20 protein-coding genes are annotated in these 19,039 nt (G+C 37.3%); 10 read left to right on the top strand and 10 right to left on the bottom strand.

What is annotated here, in order from left to right:
• Nucleotides 1–23: 23 nt before the first annotated feature.
• Nucleotides 24–509 (bottom strand): hypothetical protein, encoded by a 486-nt coding sequence (locus tag G5B37_RS06285; RefSeq protein ID WP_164679207.1) that lies wholly within the window; start codon nt 507–509, stop codon nt 24–26.
• Nucleotides 506–1,411, bottom strand: coding sequence for a hypothetical protein (locus tag G5B37_RS06280; protein WP_164679206.1), 906 nt, complete (start codon nt 1,409–1,411; stop codon nt 506–508). The genes G5B37_RS06285 and G5B37_RS06280 overlap by 4 nt, the downstream gene beginning before the upstream one ends.
• Before the next feature lie 133 nt (nt 1,412–1,544).
• Here G5B37_RS06280 and G5B37_RS06275 point away from each other — a divergent pair, with 133 nt between their 5' ends.
• The 4 genes from G5B37_RS06275 (at nt 1,545) to G5B37_RS06260 (ending at nt 6,254) form a co-directional block, all read left to right on the top strand.
• Nucleotides 1,545–2,390, top strand: coding sequence for a DUF4349 domain-containing protein (locus tag G5B37_RS06275; protein WP_164679205.1), 846 nt, complete (start codon nt 1,545–1,547; stop codon nt 2,388–2,390).
• A 144-nt stretch (nt 2,391–2,534) separates the two neighbouring features.
• The gene (locus tag G5B37_RS06270) at nt 2,535–3,803 is read left to right on the top strand and encodes a DEAD/DEAH box helicase (RefSeq protein ID WP_164679204.1); all 1,269 of its coding nucleotides are present in this window, start codon (nt 2,535–2,537) and stop codon (nt 3,801–3,803) included.
• Between the two features lie 95 nt (nt 3,804–3,898).
• The gene (ffh, locus tag G5B37_RS06265) at nt 3,899–5,227 is read left to right on the top strand and encodes a signal recognition particle protein (protein WP_164679203.1); all 1,329 of its coding nucleotides are present in this window, start codon (nt 3,899–3,901) and stop codon (nt 5,225–5,227) included.
• 145 nt (nt 5,228–5,372) lie between these two features.
• Nucleotides 5,373–6,254, top strand: a complete 882-nt coding sequence (locus G5B37_RS06260) for a bifunctional 5,10-methylenetetrahydrofolate dehydrogenase/5,10-methenyltetrahydrofolate cyclohydrolase (RefSeq protein WP_164679202.1) — start codon at nt 5,373–5,375, stop codon at nt 6,252–6,254.
• A gap of 57 nt (nt 6,255–6,311) precedes the next feature.
• Here G5B37_RS06260 and G5B37_RS06255 read toward each other — a convergent pair whose 3' ends face one another.
• Complete coding sequence (locus G5B37_RS06255) at nt 6,312–6,668, bottom strand: MotA/TolQ/ExbB proton channel family protein (protein ID WP_164679201.1); 357 nt, start codon at nt 6,666–6,668, stop codon at nt 6,312–6,314.
• A gap of 350 nt (nt 6,669–7,018) precedes the next feature.
• Here G5B37_RS06255 and G5B37_RS06250 point away from each other — a divergent pair, with 350 nt between their 5' ends.
• Nucleotides 7,019–7,945: a sensor histidine kinase gene (locus G5B37_RS06250; RefSeq protein ID WP_263649855.1), complete on the top strand. Its 927-nt coding sequence runs from the start codon at nt 7,019–7,021 to the stop codon at nt 7,943–7,945.
• Complete coding sequence (locus tag G5B37_RS06245) at nt 7,938–8,624, top strand: LytR/AlgR family response regulator transcription factor (protein WP_164679199.1); 687 nt, start codon at nt 7,938–7,940, stop codon at nt 8,622–8,624. Before G5B37_RS06250 ends, G5B37_RS06245 begins: the two co-directional genes overlap by 8 nt.
• Here G5B37_RS06245 and G5B37_RS06240 read toward each other — a convergent pair.
• The 6 genes from G5B37_RS06240 to G5B37_RS06215 form a co-directional block, all read right to left on the bottom strand.
• On the bottom strand, nt 8,621–9,052 hold the full coding sequence (locus G5B37_RS06240; RefSeq protein WP_164679198.1) for a YkvA family protein: 432 nt from the start codon (nt 9,050–9,052) through the stop codon (nt 8,621–8,623). The two genes, G5B37_RS06245 and G5B37_RS06240, sit on opposite strands and share 4 nt — an antisense overlap.
• Nucleotides 9,053–9,130: 78 nt before the next feature.
• Nucleotides 9,131–10,162: an AI-2E family transporter gene (locus G5B37_RS06235; RefSeq protein ID WP_164679197.1), complete on the bottom strand. Its 1,032-nt coding sequence runs from the start codon at nt 10,160–10,162 to the stop codon at nt 9,131–9,133.
• Between the two features lie 4 nt (nt 10,163–10,166).
• Nucleotides 10,167–10,592: a VOC family protein gene (locus G5B37_RS06230; RefSeq protein ID WP_164679196.1), complete on the bottom strand. Its 426-nt coding sequence runs from the start codon at nt 10,590–10,592 to the stop codon at nt 10,167–10,169.
• A gap of 1 nt (nt 10,593) precedes the next feature.
• The gene (locus G5B37_RS06225; RefSeq protein WP_164679195.1) at nt 10,594–11,166 is read right to left on the bottom strand and encodes a hypothetical protein; all 573 of its coding nucleotides are present in this window, start codon (nt 11,164–11,166) and stop codon (nt 10,594–10,596) included.
• Between the two features lie 100 nt (nt 11,167–11,266).
• The gene (locus tag G5B37_RS06220; protein ID WP_164679194.1) at nt 11,267–11,857 is read right to left on the bottom strand and encodes a hypothetical protein; all 591 of its coding nucleotides are present in this window, start codon (nt 11,855–11,857) and stop codon (nt 11,267–11,269) included.
• Nucleotides 11,858–11,912: 55 nt separating this feature from the next.
• Nucleotides 11,913–13,451, bottom strand: coding sequence for a helicase HerA-like domain-containing protein (locus G5B37_RS06215; RefSeq protein WP_164679193.1), 1,539 nt, complete (start codon nt 13,449–13,451; stop codon nt 11,913–11,915).
• An 80-nt stretch (nt 13,452–13,531) separates the two neighbouring features.
• Between G5B37_RS06215 and G5B37_RS06210 the strand changes: the two genes are divergently transcribed.
• The 3 genes from G5B37_RS06210 to G5B37_RS06200 all read left to right on the top strand — a co-directional run bounded on the left by G5B37_RS06210 (nt 13,532) and on the right by G5B37_RS06200 (nt 15,974).
• Nucleotides 13,532–14,035: a RidA family protein gene (locus G5B37_RS06210; RefSeq protein WP_164679192.1), complete on the top strand. Its 504-nt coding sequence runs from the start codon at nt 13,532–13,534 to the stop codon at nt 14,033–14,035.
• Between the two features lie 100 nt (nt 14,036–14,135).
• Nucleotides 14,136–15,257: an inorganic phosphate transporter gene (locus G5B37_RS06205; protein WP_164679191.1), complete on the top strand. Its 1,122-nt coding sequence runs from the start codon at nt 14,136–14,138 to the stop codon at nt 15,255–15,257.
• 87 nt (nt 15,258–15,344) lie between these two features.
• Nucleotides 15,345–15,974: a 7-carboxy-7-deazaguanine synthase QueE gene (locus tag G5B37_RS06200; protein WP_164679190.1), complete on the top strand. Its 630-nt coding sequence runs from the start codon at nt 15,345–15,347 to the stop codon at nt 15,972–15,974.
• 99 nt (nt 15,975–16,073) lie between these two features.
• Here G5B37_RS06200 and G5B37_RS06195 read toward each other — a convergent pair whose 3' ends face one another.
• Complete coding sequence (locus G5B37_RS06195; RefSeq protein ID WP_164679189.1) at nt 16,074–16,625, bottom strand: DUF2911 domain-containing protein; 552 nt, start codon at nt 16,623–16,625, stop codon at nt 16,074–16,076.
• Between the two features lie 320 nt (nt 16,626–16,945).
• Here G5B37_RS06195 and gyrB point away from each other — a divergent pair, with 320 nt between their 5' ends.
• Nucleotides 16,946–18,886, top strand: a complete 1,941-nt coding sequence (gene gyrB / locus G5B37_RS06190; RefSeq protein ID WP_164679188.1) for a DNA topoisomerase (ATP-hydrolyzing) subunit B — start codon at nt 16,946–16,948, stop codon at nt 18,884–18,886.
• Nucleotides 18,887–19,039 lie beyond the last annotated feature (153 nt).

Raw genomic sequence — 19,039 nt, 5'->3', positions numbered from 1 at the left:
TGTTTAAAGGTACAGTTATTAAGTTATTGTTTGCTGAAATACACTTTGTTTACTACCACATCTTCACCATGAACTTGACGAGTCATCGTGCTAATATTTGCAATAAGCGTATCTGTTTTAAAAAATGTATTTGATGCAAGTGCAAAGCTAAATTTCTGTTGCCGAAGGGTATCGTTTACGGTGAGCAAAGTTCCTAACGGACTTAAATTTTTTACAACTAAAGAATCTTGATTTTTAGGAAGAGCAATTGAATCTTTTAGCAACTTTTGAAGTTGAGGTGCAATTGTCTTAGCCAGTTCTGGGTGCTCATTTTTAAGTAGTTGTAAGTCTATATATTCCTGTAACTTCTGTTGGGTTATAGTGGCATAGTCGAACGCTTCATCTACACGAAATGCTTGGGTTTCTTCTAATGTTTCAGCAACATCGCTTGTGGCAGCTTCTTTATCGCTAGCCATGTTGCTACAGCCAAAAAGAATTGCGAAAATAGATACGAAAGTTAGCTGTTTCATTTTACTATAAATTTAAGTTTCACAATCTTACCATTTTCATACGTTTTGTTGAGTATTTGGATGTTTTTAAGTGCGCTTGTTGGGATCGTAAGCTTTTGGATAAAATCGTTTTTTGAATATAATTCAATCCCTTCGTTATTGGGATAAACTTGATAGATTTCGGCTTGGGCGGCTATTAGCTGTTCTAACTGCTTACGGCGTTTTTCAATATCCTTAAAATTACTTGTGCTGTAATATTTCAGCATTAAGGTATAGTCGTCTACCCGTAATTTCACCATTTTCGTATCATTAGCATCAATACTTCGGGTTACAGTGTCTGTTTTATAATACGGCGATTGAACTACAAACGTTATTTTTTCGTCTTTTGTCTTATAGGTAAAACATCCTGCGCTGTCTGTTTTTGTATATACTGGAGACTGTCCAGATTGTAGCACTTTAATATCTATTATATTTTCTGAAATTACCTCACCTTGGTCTTCGTCTACCATGCAAAAAGTGAAGGTGTTTTTTTGATTCATCATAACAATAAACATGGTAGCAATAGGAATGAATATAGCCAACCAAAGAACGGGCGGAAAGCCCTTTTTTTTCTTGTCTTCTTTTTCTTCAACCAACCCTACATTACCATCCTTAAATTGATGCCAATTTGCATACCCAGCATACTGACTCAATAAATTTAGGATATCTATTCTAGGTAGATTCTTAGGCTTGTTTTTAAAGTATGTATAAAAAGATTTCTCAGAAATACGTCCCTTTGTTTTGCTAAAAAGATCTTCCTGAAAGGCGGTAATAGCCTCTCCCTTCCACTCACTAATTCGCTTTGGTGCGTGGTTATCTTCTAAGAAAGTCGTTGCAACTTTCTCTTTCAGTAAATTAAAATGATGCAGATTAGCTTCGGTCAATTTGTTTTTATAAAGTTGAAAATCAACTACTTGTAAAATGTAAAATAGTTTACAAAACGCTTACAAGTGTTTTACAGCGGCCTCTTTGAAAGACGCAGTAGGTTTGTTTCATAATCTTTAAAAATATAAAATTATGAAGACTCCTAACAGAAAGTTCAGTTTTAAATTAATAGTGGCAGCACTATGCATTTCCGTATTAGTTGGCTGTCAAAATTCGTCATACAAAGAAGACTTCGCTATGGAGCCTGTAGACGTTACAGAAAGTTACCAAGCCGTAGAAGAAAATACGGATGACAAAAAAACGTTGGATACCCCAATCGATTTAAAAATAATTAAGTCGGCTTCGGCACGTTACAAAGTGAAAAATGTAAAGTTGGCTACTGCAAAAGTGAAGGCAATGGCACAGCAATACAATGGTTACATTAGTGACCTTAGGTTTGAAAATAACCTGTATGAAAAACAAAATAGATTTACAATTAAAATACCAAATGCCCATTTCGATGCACTTTTAGATAGTATTGCCAGTGTTGCCTTATTTACCGAGTTTGAAAACATTACTACACAAGATGTTACTGAAGAATACCTAGACATTGAAACACGTTTAGCAACGAAGCTTGAAGTAAAAAAACGCTATGAAGAAATACTTCGAAAAAACGCTAAGACTGTTGAAGACATTTTAGCAACTGAAGAAAAATTACGCAGATTGCAGGAAGAGATAGAAGCTGCACAGGGACGCTTGAAGTATTTAGGGAATAAAGTTTCTTACAGTACAGTACAAATAGATTTGTTTGAGAGTGTTGAGTATAAAGAAGAACCTGAAAGTTATACCAAGACATTCTTCGACAAAGCTGGAAATGGATTTAGCTTTGGTTGGGAATTAATCGAAACTATTATACTAGGATTAATTCATATCTGGCCAGTAGTTTTGGTAATCATCTTACTCGTACTATTCTTACGAAGTAAATTGAAAAAGAAATAAATGAAGAGAAGCCTTGTACTTGTCTACTTTATTGCAAGTACGAGGCTTTTTACTTAAAATAGCTACGCCAATAAATTAGCCGTACCTTTGCTATTCACAATGAAGTAACGCCTATATACTTATGTTACTTCTGAAATACCCTCTATGTCATTTAAAAGTTTAGGGCTGTCTGATGCCCTGCTAAAAGCAATTAGCGAAAAAGGATACGATACGCCAACCCCAATTCAACAAAAAGCCATTCCTAAAATACTTGAAGGCAGAGATGTTTTAGCCTCTGCCCAAACCGGAACCGGAAAAACGGCTGGCTTTACATTACCAATGCTCCAAAAACTAACAGGAGCCCAACGTATGCATAAAAGACCTGTACGTGCTTTGGTACTCACCCCTACACGAGAGTTAGCAGCGCAGGTTTTAGAAGATGTGAAAACGTACTCTAAACATGTAGACATACGTTCTACAGTAATTTTTGGTGGCGTTAATGCAAATCCACAAATACGTACTTTAAGACAAGGTGTAGACATCTTAGTTGCAACCCCAGGGAGGCTACTCGATTTACATAGTCAAGGTGTATTTTCTCTCAAAAATGTAGAGTTTTTAGTTTTAGATGAAGCAGATAGAATGTTAGACATGGGTTTTGCTCGTGATATTAACAAGATACTGGCACTACTTCCAAAAAGACGACAAAACTTATTGTTTTCAGCTACTTTTTCAAAAGAAATTAAAAAACTTGCAGGTAGTTTTTTAAATAACCCAGTAATGGTTGAAGCTGCTCCTGAAAATACTACAGCAGAAAAAGTAGATCAGTTAATTTATAAAACTAACAAGTCTAGTAAAACGGCGTTGGTTATAAAATTAATTTCTGAAGGAGATTGGCAGCAAGTATTAATCTTTACAAGAACGAAGCATGGTGCTAACAGACTAGCGCAAAAACTAGATAAAGCAAAAATCACTTCTGCCGCCATTCATGGAAACAAAAGTCAGGGCGCCAGAACTAAAGCATTAGCAAACTTTAAAAGTGGAAAAGTAAGAGTACTTGTGGCAACAGATATTGCGGCGCGCGGATTAGATATACCGTTACTGCCTCATGTTATTAATTACGAACTTCCTAACATTCCTGAAGACTACGTACACCGCATTGGTCGAACTGGAAGAGCGGGCGCGAGCGGACAAGCAATTAGCATTGTAAGCGTAGATGAATTTGAATATGTGCAGGGCATAGAAAAATTACTAGGTGAACGACTTAACCAAGAAACCTTGGAAGGGTTTGAAGTCACCGAAAATTTACAAGATGTACTCGATAAAAAAGCTGCAAACAAGGCAGCAAATCAAAGAGGTAGACAAAATGCTGGAAACAAAAACAAGACAAAAAGTAGTAGTGGCAGTAGAAGAAATTCTAGGCGAAATAATAGATAAATTAAAACGAAGAACTTCATAGTTTTAGTCAAGCACTCACTTTGTTAAAAGCCCGCCAATTTGTATCTTTGCCACTCTTAAAATAACACCAGAACATGTTTAATAATCTTAGTGATAAGTTAGATAAAGCGCTTCACGTCTTAAAGGGACACGGAAGCATTACCGAAGTAAATGTAGCAGAAACTTTAAAAGAAGTACGCCGTGCATTGCTAGATGCCGATGTAAATTTTAAAACTGCCAAAGAATTTACCAATCGCGTAAAAGAAAAGGCACTGGGGCAAGACGTACTTACAACGTTACAACCAGGCCAATTAATGGTGAAAATTGTAAAAGATGAGCTCACCGAACTTATGGGGGGCGAAACAGCAGGGATTAATCTTAAGGGATCACCAAGTGTTATTTTAATGTCTGGTTTACAAGGTAGTGGTAAAACTACTTTCTCTGGAAAACTCGCAAATTTCTTAAAGACCAAGAAAACTAAGAAACCATTGTTGGTAGCTTGTGATGTGTATCGTCCTGCGGCGATTAATCAATTGCATGTTGTGGGTGAGCAAATAGGGGTAGAGGTATATAGTGAAGAAGGCAATATGGACCCAGTTGCAATTGCTACAAATGCTATTGCTCATGCCAAGCAAAATGGACATAATGTGGTTATTGTTGATACGGCGGGACGTCTTGCTGTAGATGAAGCAATGATGACAGAAATTGCGAATGTGCATGCGGCTATAACGCCAGATGAAACATTATTTGTTGTAGACTCTATGACAGGGCAAGATGCTGTAAATACTGCTAAAGCCTTTAATGATCGCCTTAATTTTGAAGGTGTTGTGCTAACAAAACTAGATGGTGATACCCGAGGTGGTGCCGCTATTTCGATTAAGAGTGTCGTAAATAAACCTATTAAGTTTATAGGTACGGGCGAAAAAATGGACGCTATTGACGTTTTTCACCCAGCACGTATGGCAGATCGTATTCTTGGAATGGGAGATGTAGTGTCTTTGGTTGAAAGAGCACAAGAACAGTTTGACGAGGAAGAAGCAAGAAAACTTCAGAAAAAAATTGCAAAGAACCAATTTGGTTTCGACGATTTCATCAAGCAAATCCAGCAGGTTAAGAAAATGGGTAGCATGAAGGACCTTATCGGGATGATTCCTGGTGCGGGAAAAGCCTTAAAAGATGTTGATATCGATGACGATGCATTTAAAGGTATTGAAGCGATTATACATAGTATGACGCCCGAAGAAAGAAGTACTCCAGCAGTTATAAATGGCAGCCGTAAGAAACGAATTGCTAAAGGAAGCGGTACTTCGGTACAGGAAGTCAACCAACTATTAAAGCAATTTAACCAAATGAGCAAAATGATGAAGATGATGCAAGGCGGTGGCGGCAGAAAAATGATGCAGGCAATGGGGAAAATGCGCTAGTTAAACGTACGAGATGCCATTGTAAAATATGAATTAATAAAGCCATGGGAAGCCTTAAAGGTTTAAAAGATATGGCTCGTTAGAAACCTCGTGGGTTTTTTATAATGAAAGCAGTTTATTGACGAATCAAAAATAAGAAGGCAGTATGGTTTTATTGGATGGCAAAAAAGTAAGCAACGACATTAAGAACGAAATTAAGGTCGAAGTCGATAAAATGAAAGCCAATAATGAAAAGGTTCCGCACCTAGCGGCCGTTATTGTTGGTGACGATGGAGCCAGTCTTACGTACGTAGGGAGTAAAGTGCGTGCTTGCGAACGTGTAGGTTTTGAGTCTACCATGGTACGATTGCCACATACTACCAGTGAAATAGAGCTGCTTCATAAAATTCAAGAGCTCAACACAAATGATGCTATCGACGGATTCATCATTCAATTACCTTTACCTCCGCAAATAAATACTCAAAAAGTATTAATGGCCGTAGACCCTAGTAAGGACGTAGACGGATTTCATCCAGAAAATTTTGGTCGAATGGCTCTAGATATGAGTACGTTTATTCCTGCAACACCCTTCGGAATTTTGGAGTTGTTAGAGCGGTACGATGTAGATACCAAAGGTAAACATACTGTTGTTATTGGAAGAAGCCATATTGTAGGCCGCCCAATGAGTATTTTAATGAGTAGAAAAGGTTGGCCAGGTAATAGCACAGTTACATTAACACATAGCAATACTAAAAATATAACCCAAATTATTAGCCAAGCAGATATCGTAATATCGGCTTTGGGAGTGCCTAATTTCTTAAAAGCTGAAATGGTACGTGATGATGCTGTGGTTATAGATGTAGGAATTACGCGTGTAGACGACGAAAGTGCTCCAAAAGGATACAGAATTGTTGGCGATGTAGATTTTGAAAATGTAAGTAAAAAAGCAAGCTTCATTACTCCCGTTCCTGGAGGTGTAGGACCAATGACTATTGCTATGTTGCTAAAAAACACACTTTTGGCACGAGAGCAACGTGCAGGTGCATAAAATAAACCCCATGCAAATTATGCAAGGGGCGTGTGGTTTCTCTTTCTTGTTAATATGTTACTCTTTCTTGCTTAGCGTGATAATAATTAGTGCAAAACGACCTAGTAAAAAGGCTGCCAAGCCAAACAACGTTGTAATTAATGCTACTTTCAATCCGCCAGCCATCATTCCATTCGAGATATCACCAACAGCCTGAATAGCATCAAAGGCTGTAATAAGCCCTATGGTAGATCCTAAAAGGCCCCACGCTAGTGCAAATAAACTTATGTGATTGATTAATTTTTCGAATTTGCTGCGCAGTGTTGGTTTTAATAATGCAACAACGAGTAATGCAAAAATGATAACAACAAATAAAATTAGAGGAACCATAAAAGTTACACCTCCGTCTGAAATAATATTTAATGGAATAGGCATGAGTAAGGTTTTAAGATTAATATGGCTCGAAGATATAGTTTGAAACTGGTTCTAAAATCACAAAGCGACGAACACAAGATAATGAAAGATAAGTAACGTACTAACATGGGTAATTTACTTAACGCACGTTTTTTTGTCGAAGTAGCTGTTAATTTCGTTGTCTATCGCAAAATGATACCCTTTTCTAAGAAATTAACCATCTTTGTTACATGCTACATATTTTTCTAAAAAAATATAAATACGCGCCAATTCATGTCCTTTTTTGGGTTTTTGTATGGTTGTTTTACGTTTATTTTTTTAGCTATAATAATGCCAACAATTCATTTGTCTTTTGGTTTTCTGCAAGCCTTTTGCCTGTAACCATCGCCGCGACCTACATATTTTCTAACGAACTTATACCGAAATATCTACTTCTTCGGAAATATCTATTGTTTACACTTTATAGCGCATATACAGTAATTGGCTCGCTTTTTTTAATTCTATTGGTGGTTTTCTTCGGATTTATGATGAAGGCGTATTTCAATATGGAAGAACTTCCTTTACTCATCCGAAATTTTGTTTTCGTGTTCATTCTGGTGTATTTAGTAGTAGGTAGTGCTTGCTTTGTGAATGTGCTTCGGTACAATTATAAGACTAGTAATCAGAATAGGGAGCTTCAGAATAAATTATTGGAGGGCGCTTTACAGCTCAAGCAAAAAGAACTATACTATTTAAAGCAGCAAATTCATCCTCATTTTTTATTTAATGCATTAAACACTATTTATGCCGCCGCTCTAAAAGAATCTAAAGACACGCCAGAGCTAGTGTTAAAATTATCAAATTTGCTAGACTATGTTTTACACCAAATAGAAAAGCCTCATGTTTCAATTTATGATGAGGTTACCTATATAGAGTCGTATGTTGGTCTTGAACGAGTACGGTTTAAAGATTCGCTGGTAATTCACTTCAAAAAAGAAATAGATAGTGCTATTATGGTTCCGCCTATGTTGTTTATGGCGTTTGTAGAAAATGCTTTTAAGCACGGAGGTAGGGTAGAAAATGTCCTTTATATTAACATCGATCTAAAAGTAACTAAGCAATCGCTATTTTTTAAAATTGAAAATTCCCTGAATATTACTTCCAACAATATAGACGGCCATGGTCTAGGGTTGGCGAATACTAGAGAACGATTAGACAAACAATACCCAGGAAACTATTCTCTTTCTAGTACAAAAGAAGACCAAAAATACCAAGTAATTTTAGAAGTCAATCTCGAAAAGCCCGAAACGTATGTATAACGCTCTTATAATAGATGATGAAACTCTTGCTCGGGAAATTATTGAAAGTCATTTGTCAAAAATTGGCGGGTTTTCAATTGTTGCGAGTTGTAAAAATGCAGCAGAAGGGTTTTCTGCACTCAGTAATTTTTCCGTAGATATTATTTTTCTAGATATTAACATGCCTGAGATTACGGGTATTATGTTTGCCAAGGCAATTTCAGAAAAAACACAAATAATTTTTACCACAGCCTACAGAGAATACGCAGTTGAAGGATTTGAGTTAGCTGCATTAGATTATTTGCTAAAACCAATTTCTTTAGAACGAATGATTACCGCGGTTGAACGTTTTAAAGAACTAAATGCTGTCTCTAAGAATAAGATTGAATTTGACTTCACCTTTTTTCGATGTGATAGAAAAATGGTTAAAATAAATTTCGAAGACTTGCTGTATGCCGAAAGTTTTGGTGACTACATAAAGCTGCACACTACTAGCACAACTTTTATTACTAGAGAGACTATGAAAAATGTCATTCAAAAATTACCTGAAAGTGATTTTTTAAGAGTGCATCGATCGTTTGTGGTAGCAGTGTCAAAAATAGAAAGCTACACAACAGAATATGTTACCGTTGAAAATAAGGCAATATCTATAAGTAGAAGTTATAGCAATGCAGTACAGAAAGTTTTAGAGCAGATTTAAGCTTCTTGCGCTTGTTCTAATTTCCAATCTAGATAGCTATGAATATCAGTTTCAATCCAACCCATACCAATAGATAAGATAGCTAGGTCATCTATATAACCAACTCCTGGGATAAAGTCAGGCACCAAATCCATTGGATTTAAAATATAAAGTAATGCCATAACGATGGTGGCAATTACAAACCAAGGCACACTTTTGTAGCTGCCAGATTTAATGTCCTTTACCATGCCGAACATTATTTTACCAATTTCCATATACTTGCTCAAGGAATTGGCACCTGCTAGTTTTTTTTCAATCTTTTCTTCGTTGTCTAATAAAATCTCAACATCCCCCTCGTTTATTTCAGCAACTTTATTTTCCGCATAAACAGTATCAATTTTTTTTTCGATACTATTTTTGTCTTCTTCTTTCTTCTTGGTAAAAAACATACATGGTATTTTCAGTAAAGATACAGGGTATCCGGCTGTTTATGTTTTAAAATTATGTTATAAAATAGAATGAAATGATCACATTTCGGGATCATCATTAGGTTGAGATTTTCCGTATTCACGCCTGTAAATTCGCATTACAATCATAAATAGACTTATAAGTAGTGGTCCAAAAATTAAACCTATAAACCCAAAGAGGGGCACTCCAACAATTACTCCAATTAAAGTCACTAATGGGTGAACATTGTCTAGCTTTTTTAAAACAAAAAGCCGAATAATATTATCTGTAGAGCCCACTACTACAAATCCGTAGATTAGTATTCCCCATGCTTGAAAACTACTTCCTGAAGATAGCGTGAGTATAAAAACAGGTAAGATTCCCACTAATGTACCAACAAAAGGAATCATAGAGCCAATTGTTACTATTACGAACCAAAAGAAGGGGTCTTCAATACCAAAAATAATAAAACCAATAAGTGCTATTATTCCTTGAGCTATTGCAACTAATGGGATACCAAGGGCATTAGAGCGAACCATGGCATGCGACTCTTTGCCAATAATTTTTAGATTTTCGGAACTAATAGGAATGTATTCAAAAAGCGATTCTCGCATTTCGCGTCTATTGGTTAACATGTAGAAAAGCATAAAATACATGAGCCCAATTGCAATAACCATGTTAAAGGTGCTGCCAGCAAAATTTTGTAAATTTTCAGAAACCCACCCTGTTAAAGCGCTGGTGTCTATATCTGCGCCCAAATCATAGCCCAATTGGCTCTCCCATTTGTCGGCTTGCGTCTGGAAAGCATTTACCACTTTTTCAGAATTTTGAACGGCATCTCCAATTTTATTACCCAGCATAAGTACTATTCCTGTTATAGGTAAAAGAATCCCTACAAAAGACAAGAACATCAAAAATGCTGCAGCCAAATCTGGTTTCCAGCCTTTACGAATTAATGTTACCATCCATTTTCTAAGTAGCACATACATGGTAATGGCACCAAGCACGCCAGAGAAATACGGTAGCATTTCTCTAAATATCAACGTTCCCATTAATAAGATGAGAAGTAAAATGAATATTTGTCTAATTACTTTTGGGTTAATTGAAGTCATATTTCTAATGGGCGAATAGTTGGTCTAGATTTTTAAATGCTTTAAATTCTAACGCGTTACCTGAAGGGTCCTTAAAAAACATGGTTGCTTGCTCACCTGTTTTTCCTTTAAACCTAATATAGGGCTCAATAATAAATTCAATTTCTTTGTTTCTAAGGCGTTCTGCGAAACTTTCGAAAACTTCCATAGTAAGTATCACACCAAAATGTGGAATAGGCACTTCCTTGCCATCTACTGGATTGTTATTTGCTGAAATTTCTTCGGAAACTTCCTTTATATGAATCACTAGCTGATGCCCAAAAAAATTAAAATCCACCCAATGTTCACTACTTCGCCCTTCTTCACAGCCTAACGTCTCTCTGTAAAAAGTACGACTAGGTTCTAAAGAATCTACAGGGATTGCTAAATGAAATGGTCTAAGAGTACTCATATTAATCGTCTTCGGTTTTAGTACAAACTATTTTCCATGTAGGATATAGAAAGGTTTCTGTCGTGTTCACCCATTCACCCAACCAATTGAATCCTTTTTCAGAAATATTATTAAAGGTAATTCGAAAAAATCCGTCGGTGCCATTGGGTGCTTTTTGTTCATTGTATAATACAATACTGTCGCCACGTTTTCCACCTTCCCACGCAGAAAGTACTGGAGTAGGACCTATATTTGAGTAATAGTGAACATACCATTTAGAGCTGTCTGCTATAAATTGTCTTATACTTCCAGAATGACTACCATCCTCCTTTAGGGTTTCATCCTGCACAGCATTACCATTCATTATATATTTAAACGTCCAGGTCATTTGCTGAGGTTCTCCCCATGACTGATCTGCTTTTCTAGCTGTAGAGGTGCAGTTACACTTTCCTATTAAGGGAGCATAATCGGCTGTTTCTGGTGGAGCTTCTGGGTTCAGCTTCCCATAAGGCTGTGCTGCGTTGGCAACGTACATAGTGGGTACTTGCGCATTCATTACGGTAGTGGCAACTAGAAGTAAAAGAAAAATTCGCATAACCAGTAAATTTTTGATAAAAAAAACCCTCCTTGCAGAGGGTCTAAGTTAATCATTATTTTTCTTGAAATATCCTTTTTTCAGATTTGGAAGTTCTATTCTAAATATCCCCTTCCTGAATTTCAATAGGCTCTCCAGCATCCCAGCCAATCATAAAGTATTTAAATTTGGCGGTATCGGGTATTTGAGACGCTTCTATTTTTTGGTTAAAATTGTAGCGTACTTCCTCTGGTAGTTCTTTTTTGTCTATGGTAAGATACAAATCTGTATCCTTTAAAAATACAACAACAGAGTTAATAGCATTTTCAATCGCAACAATTTCGTAGTTTGCCTTCACATCTTTAAACGTACTCGCCTTTGTGAGTCCGCTAGGGGTGCTATATCTGCTATCAAAAATCTGAATGTTTGAGATTTTAGAAGTTGGGTCGCTCTCATCATATGGTGAAATAAGTAGCAGCTTTGCACCGCCTTTTTCATAAATTTCTACCTCGCCCTGGGTGTCTATTGCGCCTTTTATTGGATTTAATTTTACGATACTGTCCTGCGCAAAAATAGAATCTAATTGCTTCATTTGGGTTGTAGTCGTAATAGGGCCAATAGCGCCCTCTGAGATCGCAAATGGATTCTTCTCTTCTTCACATTGTACAAATAAGGCCACGGTAATTGCGGCAATTAATAAGGTCTTTTTCATCTTTTTTGCCTGCCTAAGCAGTTAGTTTTTATTAATTAAATTTTCAATTCTTTAGTTACTTGATAAGTTTTGTCAAAATACCCAATACGCTTCTAATAATCGTAGGGCTTGTTAAGACTTTTTCTAGCGCTCCTTTGCTTGTGCTTCGTCTTCGAGTTGAGGTGCCACGACTTCTAGATGACGAACGACTTGCTGCGGCTTTTTCCTTCTCGGCTTTTTCTTTGGCTTCCTTCTTATTAGCAACTTCAATTTTCTCATTTAAGAGTTCGTATGCGCTTTCTCGATCTATCTCTTCGTTGTACTGCGTAACAAGTTTCGAACTCTTTAATAAGGCTTCCAATTCACTGTCTTCTAACACGTCCATTCTACTCATAGGTGCTCGTAGCATAGTGGCAGCTAAAGGGGTAGGAATTCCTTTTTCATTCAAGGCACTTACTAATGCCTCGCCAATACCCAAACTTGTTAAAACTTCATCGGTCTTGTAATAGTCTGACAATGGGTAGTTTTCTGCGGTAAGTTTAATTGCTTTTCTATCCTTTGCAGTAAAAGCACGTAACGCATGTTGCACTTTAAGTCCTAACTGGCTTAAAACTGCGTCAGGTACATCTGTAGGATTTTGTGTTACAAAGTACAGCCCTACACCTTTAGAACGTATAAGTTTAACAATACTTTCTATTTGATCTAACAGTGCATCGCTGGCTTCCTTAAAAATTAGGTGTGCTTCGTCTATAAAAATCACTAATTCAGGACGCCCACTGTCTCCTTGTTCCGGAAACGTACTGTAGATTTCTGCCAACATACAGAGCATAAATGTAGAAAACAATTTTGGTCTGTCTTGTATATCGGTGAGGCGTACAATATTAATGTAGCCCATCCCATTTTCATCTACGCGCAGTAAATCATCTGTATCGAAGCTTTTTTCTCCAAAAAACAAATCACCTCCTTGTTGTTCTAGTTCTACAATTTTCCGAAGTATTGCCCCAGAAGATGCAGGTGAAATGCGTCCGTATTCTTCGGCAATTTCGGCCTTACCATCGCCTGTAGAATATTGTAGTATTTTTTTGAAATCTTTTAAATCGAGTAGCGGTAATTTATTATCATCACAGTATTTAAACAAAATTGAAATGATACCTGCTTGCGTTTCAGACACATTTAAAATTCGTGAGATAAGTACAGGACCAAACTCACTAACTGTTGCTCGTAGACGTACACCATTTTGCTTAGAAAGCGTTAATATTTCTACTGGAAATTTCTGTGCATTAAATGGAATACCAATTTTTTCATGGCGCTCGTCAATCTTTGCATGACCAGGACTTGGTTGTGCAATTCCGCTTAAATCTCCTTTCATGTCCATTAAAAGCACAGGAATGCCTTTTTCTGAAAGGTTTTCTGCCAAAACTTGCAGTGTTTTAGTTTTACCCGTACCTGTGGCACCCGCAATTAGCCCATGTCGATTCAAGGTTTTTAAAGGAACTTTCACCAATGCATTGGTAATAGTTTCTCCTTCAAGCATTGCTGCTCCCAAGGTAATAGCATCGCCTTTCGTGGTGTATCCTTTGGTAATATGATCGTAAAATTCCTGTTGATCTGCCATGAAGTTGAAATTTTCGATAAAAATACGCAATGTGATAGAGCTTGTGAAATTTTACGTATTTTAATTGAAATTTAAGATGTATGAAATTAGGGATTCGTTTTTTACTTTTATTTATCCTAGTTGGTTGTGCTGAAATTTCCGAAGAAAATAGAATTGAGTCTACTGCCAATACACAAAACAAATATGATACTTTGATTGAAGCGCCTGTTTTTCATAGTTCTCACGAGCCTAAGAAACTAAACGCCCCTTTTAGCGATGTTGTGCAGGTAGGAAACACCTATTACCTCTCTGGGCAGATTGGGATGAACCACAGCAGCCGTACGCTGGTAGCAGGGGGTATAAAGACTGAAACAGCACAGGCGTTAGAAAATATACAAGCCGTCTTAGCTCAGCATAATTTAGACATGACAGATGTTATAAAAGCAACAGTTATTTTAGACGATATAGAAGACTTTGCAGCTTTTAATGAAGTGTACAGTGCATATTTTCCACAAAAACCTGCAAGAACCACCTTTGCGGCAGAGGCATTGGCACGCGGAGCAAAAATTGAAATTGAGGTAGTAGCTATTAAGAGCAGTTTATAATCTGATTAAAAACTTAGAAGCGATATTTTTCGTAATTATAGAAAGATTTACTTGCTATATGCGACTGTTCATCATCTCAATTTATTTTTGAATCCTACCTATGATATTAATTCTACTTTTTTTAGCAGCGTGTTTTTTGGCGTATACGAACGGTGCCAACGATAATTTTAAAGGAGTTGCCACCTTATTTGGTAGCGGCACAACAAATTATAAGAAAGCGATAGCATGGGCCACAGTTACTACCTTTGCAGGGTCGATTGCAGCCATTTTTTTGGCAGGTACCTTGGTTAAAAACTTTTCAGGCAAAGGGCTAGTGCCTGATAACTTAATTCAGGCTCCAGAGTTTGCTATTTCTATAGCATTAGGAGCTGCAATTACGGTTTTTATTGCAACAAAAATTGGAATGCCTATTTCTACTACTCATAGTCTGGTCGGAGCATTGTTTGGTAGTGGGGTAGTTGCTGTAGGGACTTCTTTTAATTTTGCAAAACTAGGAGGTACCTTCTTAATGCCATTAATTGTAAGCCCATTAATGGCTGCTGTCGTTAGTCTGCTTGTTTATCTCCTGTTTAAGAAAGTTAGAAAGGCCATGGGAGTCACCAAACAAACCTGCATTTGTGTAGGTTCAGAAAAAGTACCTGTAGTGGCTACTGCAACTAAAAATGAATTTATTGAAATTGGCACCGATGCAAAACAAACGGTTCATGTTATGAATGAAAAGGATTGTATTGAAACCTACAAAGGAAATTTTCATGGTATCAATTCTCAAAAGCTCCTAGATGGAGCTCATTTTCTTAGTGCTGGAATCGTGAGCTTTGCAAGAGGGTTAAATGATACGCCAAAAATTGTGGGTTTGCTTATCGTTATAAATGCATTAGATGTAGAATGGGGTATGATAGCCGTTGCAATTGCAATGGCTGTTGGCGGATTGTTAAATGCAAAAAAGGTAGGTGAACTAATGAGTAAAAAAATTACACCCATGAACAGTGGTCAGGGATTTACCGCTAATTTAGTCACAGGTCTTTTGGTAACTACCGCAAGTATTCATGGTATGCCTGTTTCAACAACGCATGTTTCAGTGGGTTCTATATTTGGTATTGGAACCGTAACTAAAAAAGCCGATCTTAAAGTGGTGCGGAACATCTTGTTATCCTGGCTGCTAACCTTACCAATCGCGGCAGTTTGTAGTGCAATTATTTACTGGCTGTTTTTATTATTTTAAACATATAAATATCAATACTAGTATTCCTAAAAACTTACTGCATACTGCCGCTGTTAGTGCCGACTAAAAACTGTAAATTTGCAGCACATGAAAAGTGACGTACAGAAACTAGTTGATAATGGTACCATGCTTCCGCTAATGGAAGAGTTTTATACCATTCAAGGAGAAGGATATCACAAAGGAGCAGCTGCCTACTTTATTAGGGTTGGGGGCTGCGATGTGGGTTGTCATTGGTGTGATGTGAAGGAAAGTTGGAATCCTAATATTCATCCTCCAACAGAAATTACTTCTATTGTCGAAAATGCATCCAACTATTCTAAAACCATAGTTATAACTGGAGGGGAACCTCTTACGTGGGATATGGGGCCATTAACTACGCTGCTCAAAGCGAAAGGGATGGATACTCATATTGAAACTTCAGGGGCTTATGAATTAAGCGGTACATGGGATTGGGTATGCCTTTCACCTAAAAAAATGAAACTGCCAACACCTGGTGTTTATGCAGCTGCAGATGAATTAAAAATGATAATTTACAACAATGACGATTTCCGCTTTGCAGAAGAACAAGCGGCAAAAGTCTCTAAAAGCTGTAAGTTGTATTTACAGCCGGAATGGAGCAAACGAGATAAAATGATGCCCGCCATTGTAGATTATGTTATGGCAAACCCTAAGTGGATAGTTTCATTACAAACACATAAATATTTAAACATTCCGTAGTTTTTATAATTCCAAACGACCTACTAAAAAAGCCTTGCAAAACTAATTCTGCAAGGCTTTTTTTAATATTGTTTATTCTCCTAATAGAGAATTATAACGCTACTTCTTTACCAACATAAAAGGTACTGCAACACGTTGGTTGCCCCAGCCTAAGTGCATGGTTACACCCCCGTTTCCTTCTTCAAAAGCAATGCTAAATGCTTCTAACTTTTCGTCTGAAGTAGTTACTTTTCCTGTTGCTCGCGCCACATCATTAGCTTCGTTATAGCTGTATGCACCCCATACATTTACGTCTGAACTTAAAATTACAGTCCAAGTCTTATCTCCCGGAATTGTAAAGAAAGAGTACGTACCAGCAGGTACCACTTTGTCTCCAACTTTCATAGGCACATACAAGGTCATTTCTGCAGCTTCATTGGCACCTGTTCGCCATACTTTTCCTGTAGGAGCAAGTTTGCTTACCGGACGCTCCTTTAGTTGAGGGCGACTGTAAGCAATTTTTATAAGTTTATTACTTTCTCGGTGGTTGGAAGGATAAGCAGCCATGTCCATCGGACTTTTATCTAAGTCAGAAAATTTTTGCGCGTCTGCGTTTGCAGTAAATAAAAGTGCTAATGCAATAAGAGCGGTTGTGAGGAAATTCTTTGTCATGTTTATCGGTTTTAAAATTATGGTTAAATGTACTGGTATTGAATAGATTCTTACGTTAATAAAAAGCAAAAGTATTGGTGCTTTTGTCGGTAGCTTTTCAAAAACCTAACACGACCTTCTTTTGCGATTATTTTTGATCAGAATAACTGCGGGAATAGGAAATAACAACACCAGTTTTAAAGTCTAGATACAGTGTGATTTTTTTCACAACGTTTTGTTAATAACTTCATGCTTTAAAAACGCCAAAACCGCCGATTCTAGAGGTGGTTTCGTTATATTTGTTCAACTTAGAAAAAATAGCCTAAAACAACCCATTTTATATGAGCGAAGAACAAAATAAAAGTAACTACGGCGCGGATAATATTCAGGCGTTAGAAGGGATGGAGCATGTACGTATGCGTCCTTCAATGTATATTGGTGATGTAGGTACGAGAGGATTACATCATTTGGTATACGAGGTCGTAGATAATTCGATAGATGAGGCCTTGGCTGGGCATTGTGATAGTATAGATGTTATCATTAACGAAGATAACAGTATAACTACTAAAGATAACGGTCGTGGTATTCCTGTAGATATTCATAAAAAGGAAGGAGTTTCTGCTTTAGAGGTAGTAATGACTAAAATTGGTGCTGGAGGTAAATTTGATAAAGATTCTTATAAAGTGTCTGGTGGTCTTCACGGGGTAGGTGTGAGTTGTGTAAATGCACTCTCTGCTCATTTAAGAGCCACTGTGCACAGAGATGGTAAGATTTGGGAGCAAGAGTACGAAAAAGGTAAAACGTTGTATCCTGTGAAGCCTATAGGCGAAACAGACTATCGTGGAACCATTGTTACGTTCAAGCCAGATCCTGAAATATTCAAGCAAACCTTAGAATATAATTATGATACACTTGCAAGTCGCTTGCGAGAATTAGCTTTTCTGAATAAAGGAATTACCATTACGCTTACCGATAAACGTGAAACCGACGAAAAAGGGGAGTTTATATTTGATAAGTTTCACAGTACAGAAGGATTGCGTGAGTTTATTCGTTTCTTAGACGGTAATAGAGAACCTCTTATTGCAGATGTAATTGCGATGGAAGGTGAGAAAAATGGAGTGCCTGTTGAGGTGGCAATGATATACAATACGTCGTATAGCGAAAACCTTCACAGTTATGTAAATAATATAAACACACACGAAGGAGGAACACATTTAAGTGGTTTTAGACGTGGTTTAACAACCACCTTAAAGAAGTACGCAGATGCCTCTGGAATGTTAGATAAATTGAAATTTGATATTGCGGGAGACGATTTCCGCGAAGGCTTAACAGCTATTGTTTCAGTAAAAGTTCAAGAGCCACAATTTGAAGGACAAACTAAAACTAAACTAGGAAACCGTGAGGTAACATCGGCCGTTAGTCAGTCGGTTTCTGAAATGTTAGAAAATTATCTCGAAGAAAATCCGAACGACGCTAAAACTATTGTTCAGAAAGTAATTTTAGCGGCAACAGCAAGACACGCAGCACGTAAAGCACGTGAAATGGTGCAGCGTAAAACCGTAATGAGCGGTGGTGGGTTGCCAGGAAAACTTTCAGATTGCTCAGAGCAAGACCCAGAGAAATGTGAAGTGTTTTTAGTCGAGGGAGATTCGGCAGGTGGAACGGCAAAGCAAGGTCGCGATCGTATGTTTCAGGCCATTCTTCCATTACGTGGTAAAATCTTGAACGTAGAGAAGGCAATGAGCCATAAGGTGTTTGAGAACGAAGAGATTAGAAATATCTTTACGGCACTTGGGGTAACTATTGGTACCGAAGAAGATAGTAAAGCACTAAATTTAGATAAGTTACGCTATCATAAAATTGTGATAATGTGTGATGCCGATGTTGATGGTAGTCATATTGCTACCTTAATATTAACCTTCTTCTTTAGGTATATGAAAGAACTTGTTGAAGCCGGACATGTATATATTGCAACTCCGCCGCTTTATTTGGTCAAGAAAGGACAGAAGAAGGAATACGCATGGAACGATGCAGAGCGTGATGCGCTAAATGATAAATTTGGCGGGAGCGCAGGAATTCAGCGTTACAAAGGTCTGGGTGAAATGAACGCAGAACAATTGTGGGACACAACAATGAACCCCGATTTTAGAACTTTACGACAAGTAACAATTGACAATGGTACAGAAGCCGATAGAATATTCTCTATGCTTATGGGTGATGAAGTACCACCAAGACGTGAATTTATCGAGAAAAATGCGGTGTACGCCAATATCGATGCCTAACAAAAAGCTACCAAAAGCCCCGACAACGTCGGGGCTTTTATTTTAACTGGCTCTTAGTATAATATATATGTCTAGAATTGTATTTTTGCGTCAGATTTCCGAAGAAAATAGGAACACATAATAATCAAGGTTGCAATGGCAACCATAACAAAA

Origin of the sequence: Rasiella rasia (genome assembly GCF_011044175.1) — a bacterium.
GTDB classification, from domain to species: domain Bacteria; phylum Bacteroidota; class Bacteroidia; order Flavobacteriales; family Flavobacteriaceae; genus Marinirhabdus; species Marinirhabdus rasia.
This window is presented reverse-complemented; position numbering and strand designations above follow the sequence as displayed.

Excerpts from the sequence above, each read along its gene's own strand:
- G5B37_RS06285 (WP_164679207.1), bottom strand. The coding sequence starts at position 509 with ATGAAACAGCTAACTTTCGTATCTATTTTCGCAATTCTTTTTGGCTGT.
- G5B37_RS06275 (WP_164679205.1), top strand. The coding sequence starts at position 1,545 with ATGAAGACTCCTAACAGAAAGTTCAGTTTTAAATTAATAGTGGCAGCA.
- G5B37_RS06270 (WP_164679204.1), top strand. The coding sequence starts at position 2,535 with ATGTCATTTAAAAGTTTAGGGCTGTCTGATGCCCTGCTAAAAGCAATT.
- ffh (WP_164679203.1), top strand. The coding sequence starts at position 3,899 with ATGTTTAATAATCTTAGTGATAAGTTAGATAAAGCGCTTCACGTCTTA.
- G5B37_RS06260 (WP_164679202.1), top strand. The coding sequence starts at position 5,373 with ATGGTTTTATTGGATGGCAAAAAAGTAAGCAACGACATTAAGAACGAA.
- G5B37_RS06255 (WP_164679201.1), bottom strand. The coding sequence starts at position 6,668 with ATGCCTATTCCATTAAATATTATTTCAGACGGAGGTGTAACTTTTATG.
- G5B37_RS06245 (WP_164679199.1), top strand. The coding sequence starts at position 7,938 with ATGTATAACGCTCTTATAATAGATGATGAAACTCTTGCTCGGGAAATT.
- G5B37_RS06240 (WP_164679198.1), bottom strand. The coding sequence starts at position 9,052 with ATGTTTTTTACCAAGAAGAAAGAAGAAGACAAAAATAGTATCGAAAAA.
- G5B37_RS06235 (WP_164679197.1), bottom strand. The coding sequence starts at position 10,162 with ATGACTTCAATTAACCCAAAAGTAATTAGACAAATATTCATTTTACTT.
- G5B37_RS06230 (WP_164679196.1), bottom strand. The coding sequence starts at position 10,592 with ATGAGTACTCTTAGACCATTTCATTTAGCAATCCCTGTAGATTCTTTA.
- G5B37_RS06225 (WP_164679195.1), bottom strand. The coding sequence starts at position 11,166 with ATGCGAATTTTTCTTTTACTTCTAGTTGCCACTACCGTAATGAATGCG.
- G5B37_RS06220 (WP_164679194.1), bottom strand. The coding sequence starts at position 11,857 with ATGAAAAAGACCTTATTAATTGCCGCAATTACCGTGGCCTTATTTGTA.
- G5B37_RS06215 (WP_164679193.1), bottom strand. The coding sequence starts at position 13,451 with ATGGCAGATCAACAGGAATTTTACGATCATATTACCAAAGGATACACC.
- G5B37_RS06210 (WP_164679192.1), top strand. The coding sequence starts at position 13,532 with ATGAAATTAGGGATTCGTTTTTTACTTTTATTTATCCTAGTTGGTTGT.
- G5B37_RS06205 (WP_164679191.1), top strand. The coding sequence starts at position 14,136 with ATGATATTAATTCTACTTTTTTTAGCAGCGTGTTTTTTGGCGTATACG.
- G5B37_RS06200 (WP_164679190.1), top strand. The coding sequence starts at position 15,345 with ATGAAAAGTGACGTACAGAAACTAGTTGATAATGGTACCATGCTTCCG.
- G5B37_RS06195 (WP_164679189.1), bottom strand. The coding sequence starts at position 16,625 with ATGACAAAGAATTTCCTCACAACCGCTCTTATTGCATTAGCACTTTTA.
- gyrB (WP_164679188.1), top strand. The coding sequence starts at position 16,946 with ATGAGCGAAGAACAAAATAAAAGTAACTACGGCGCGGATAATATTCAG.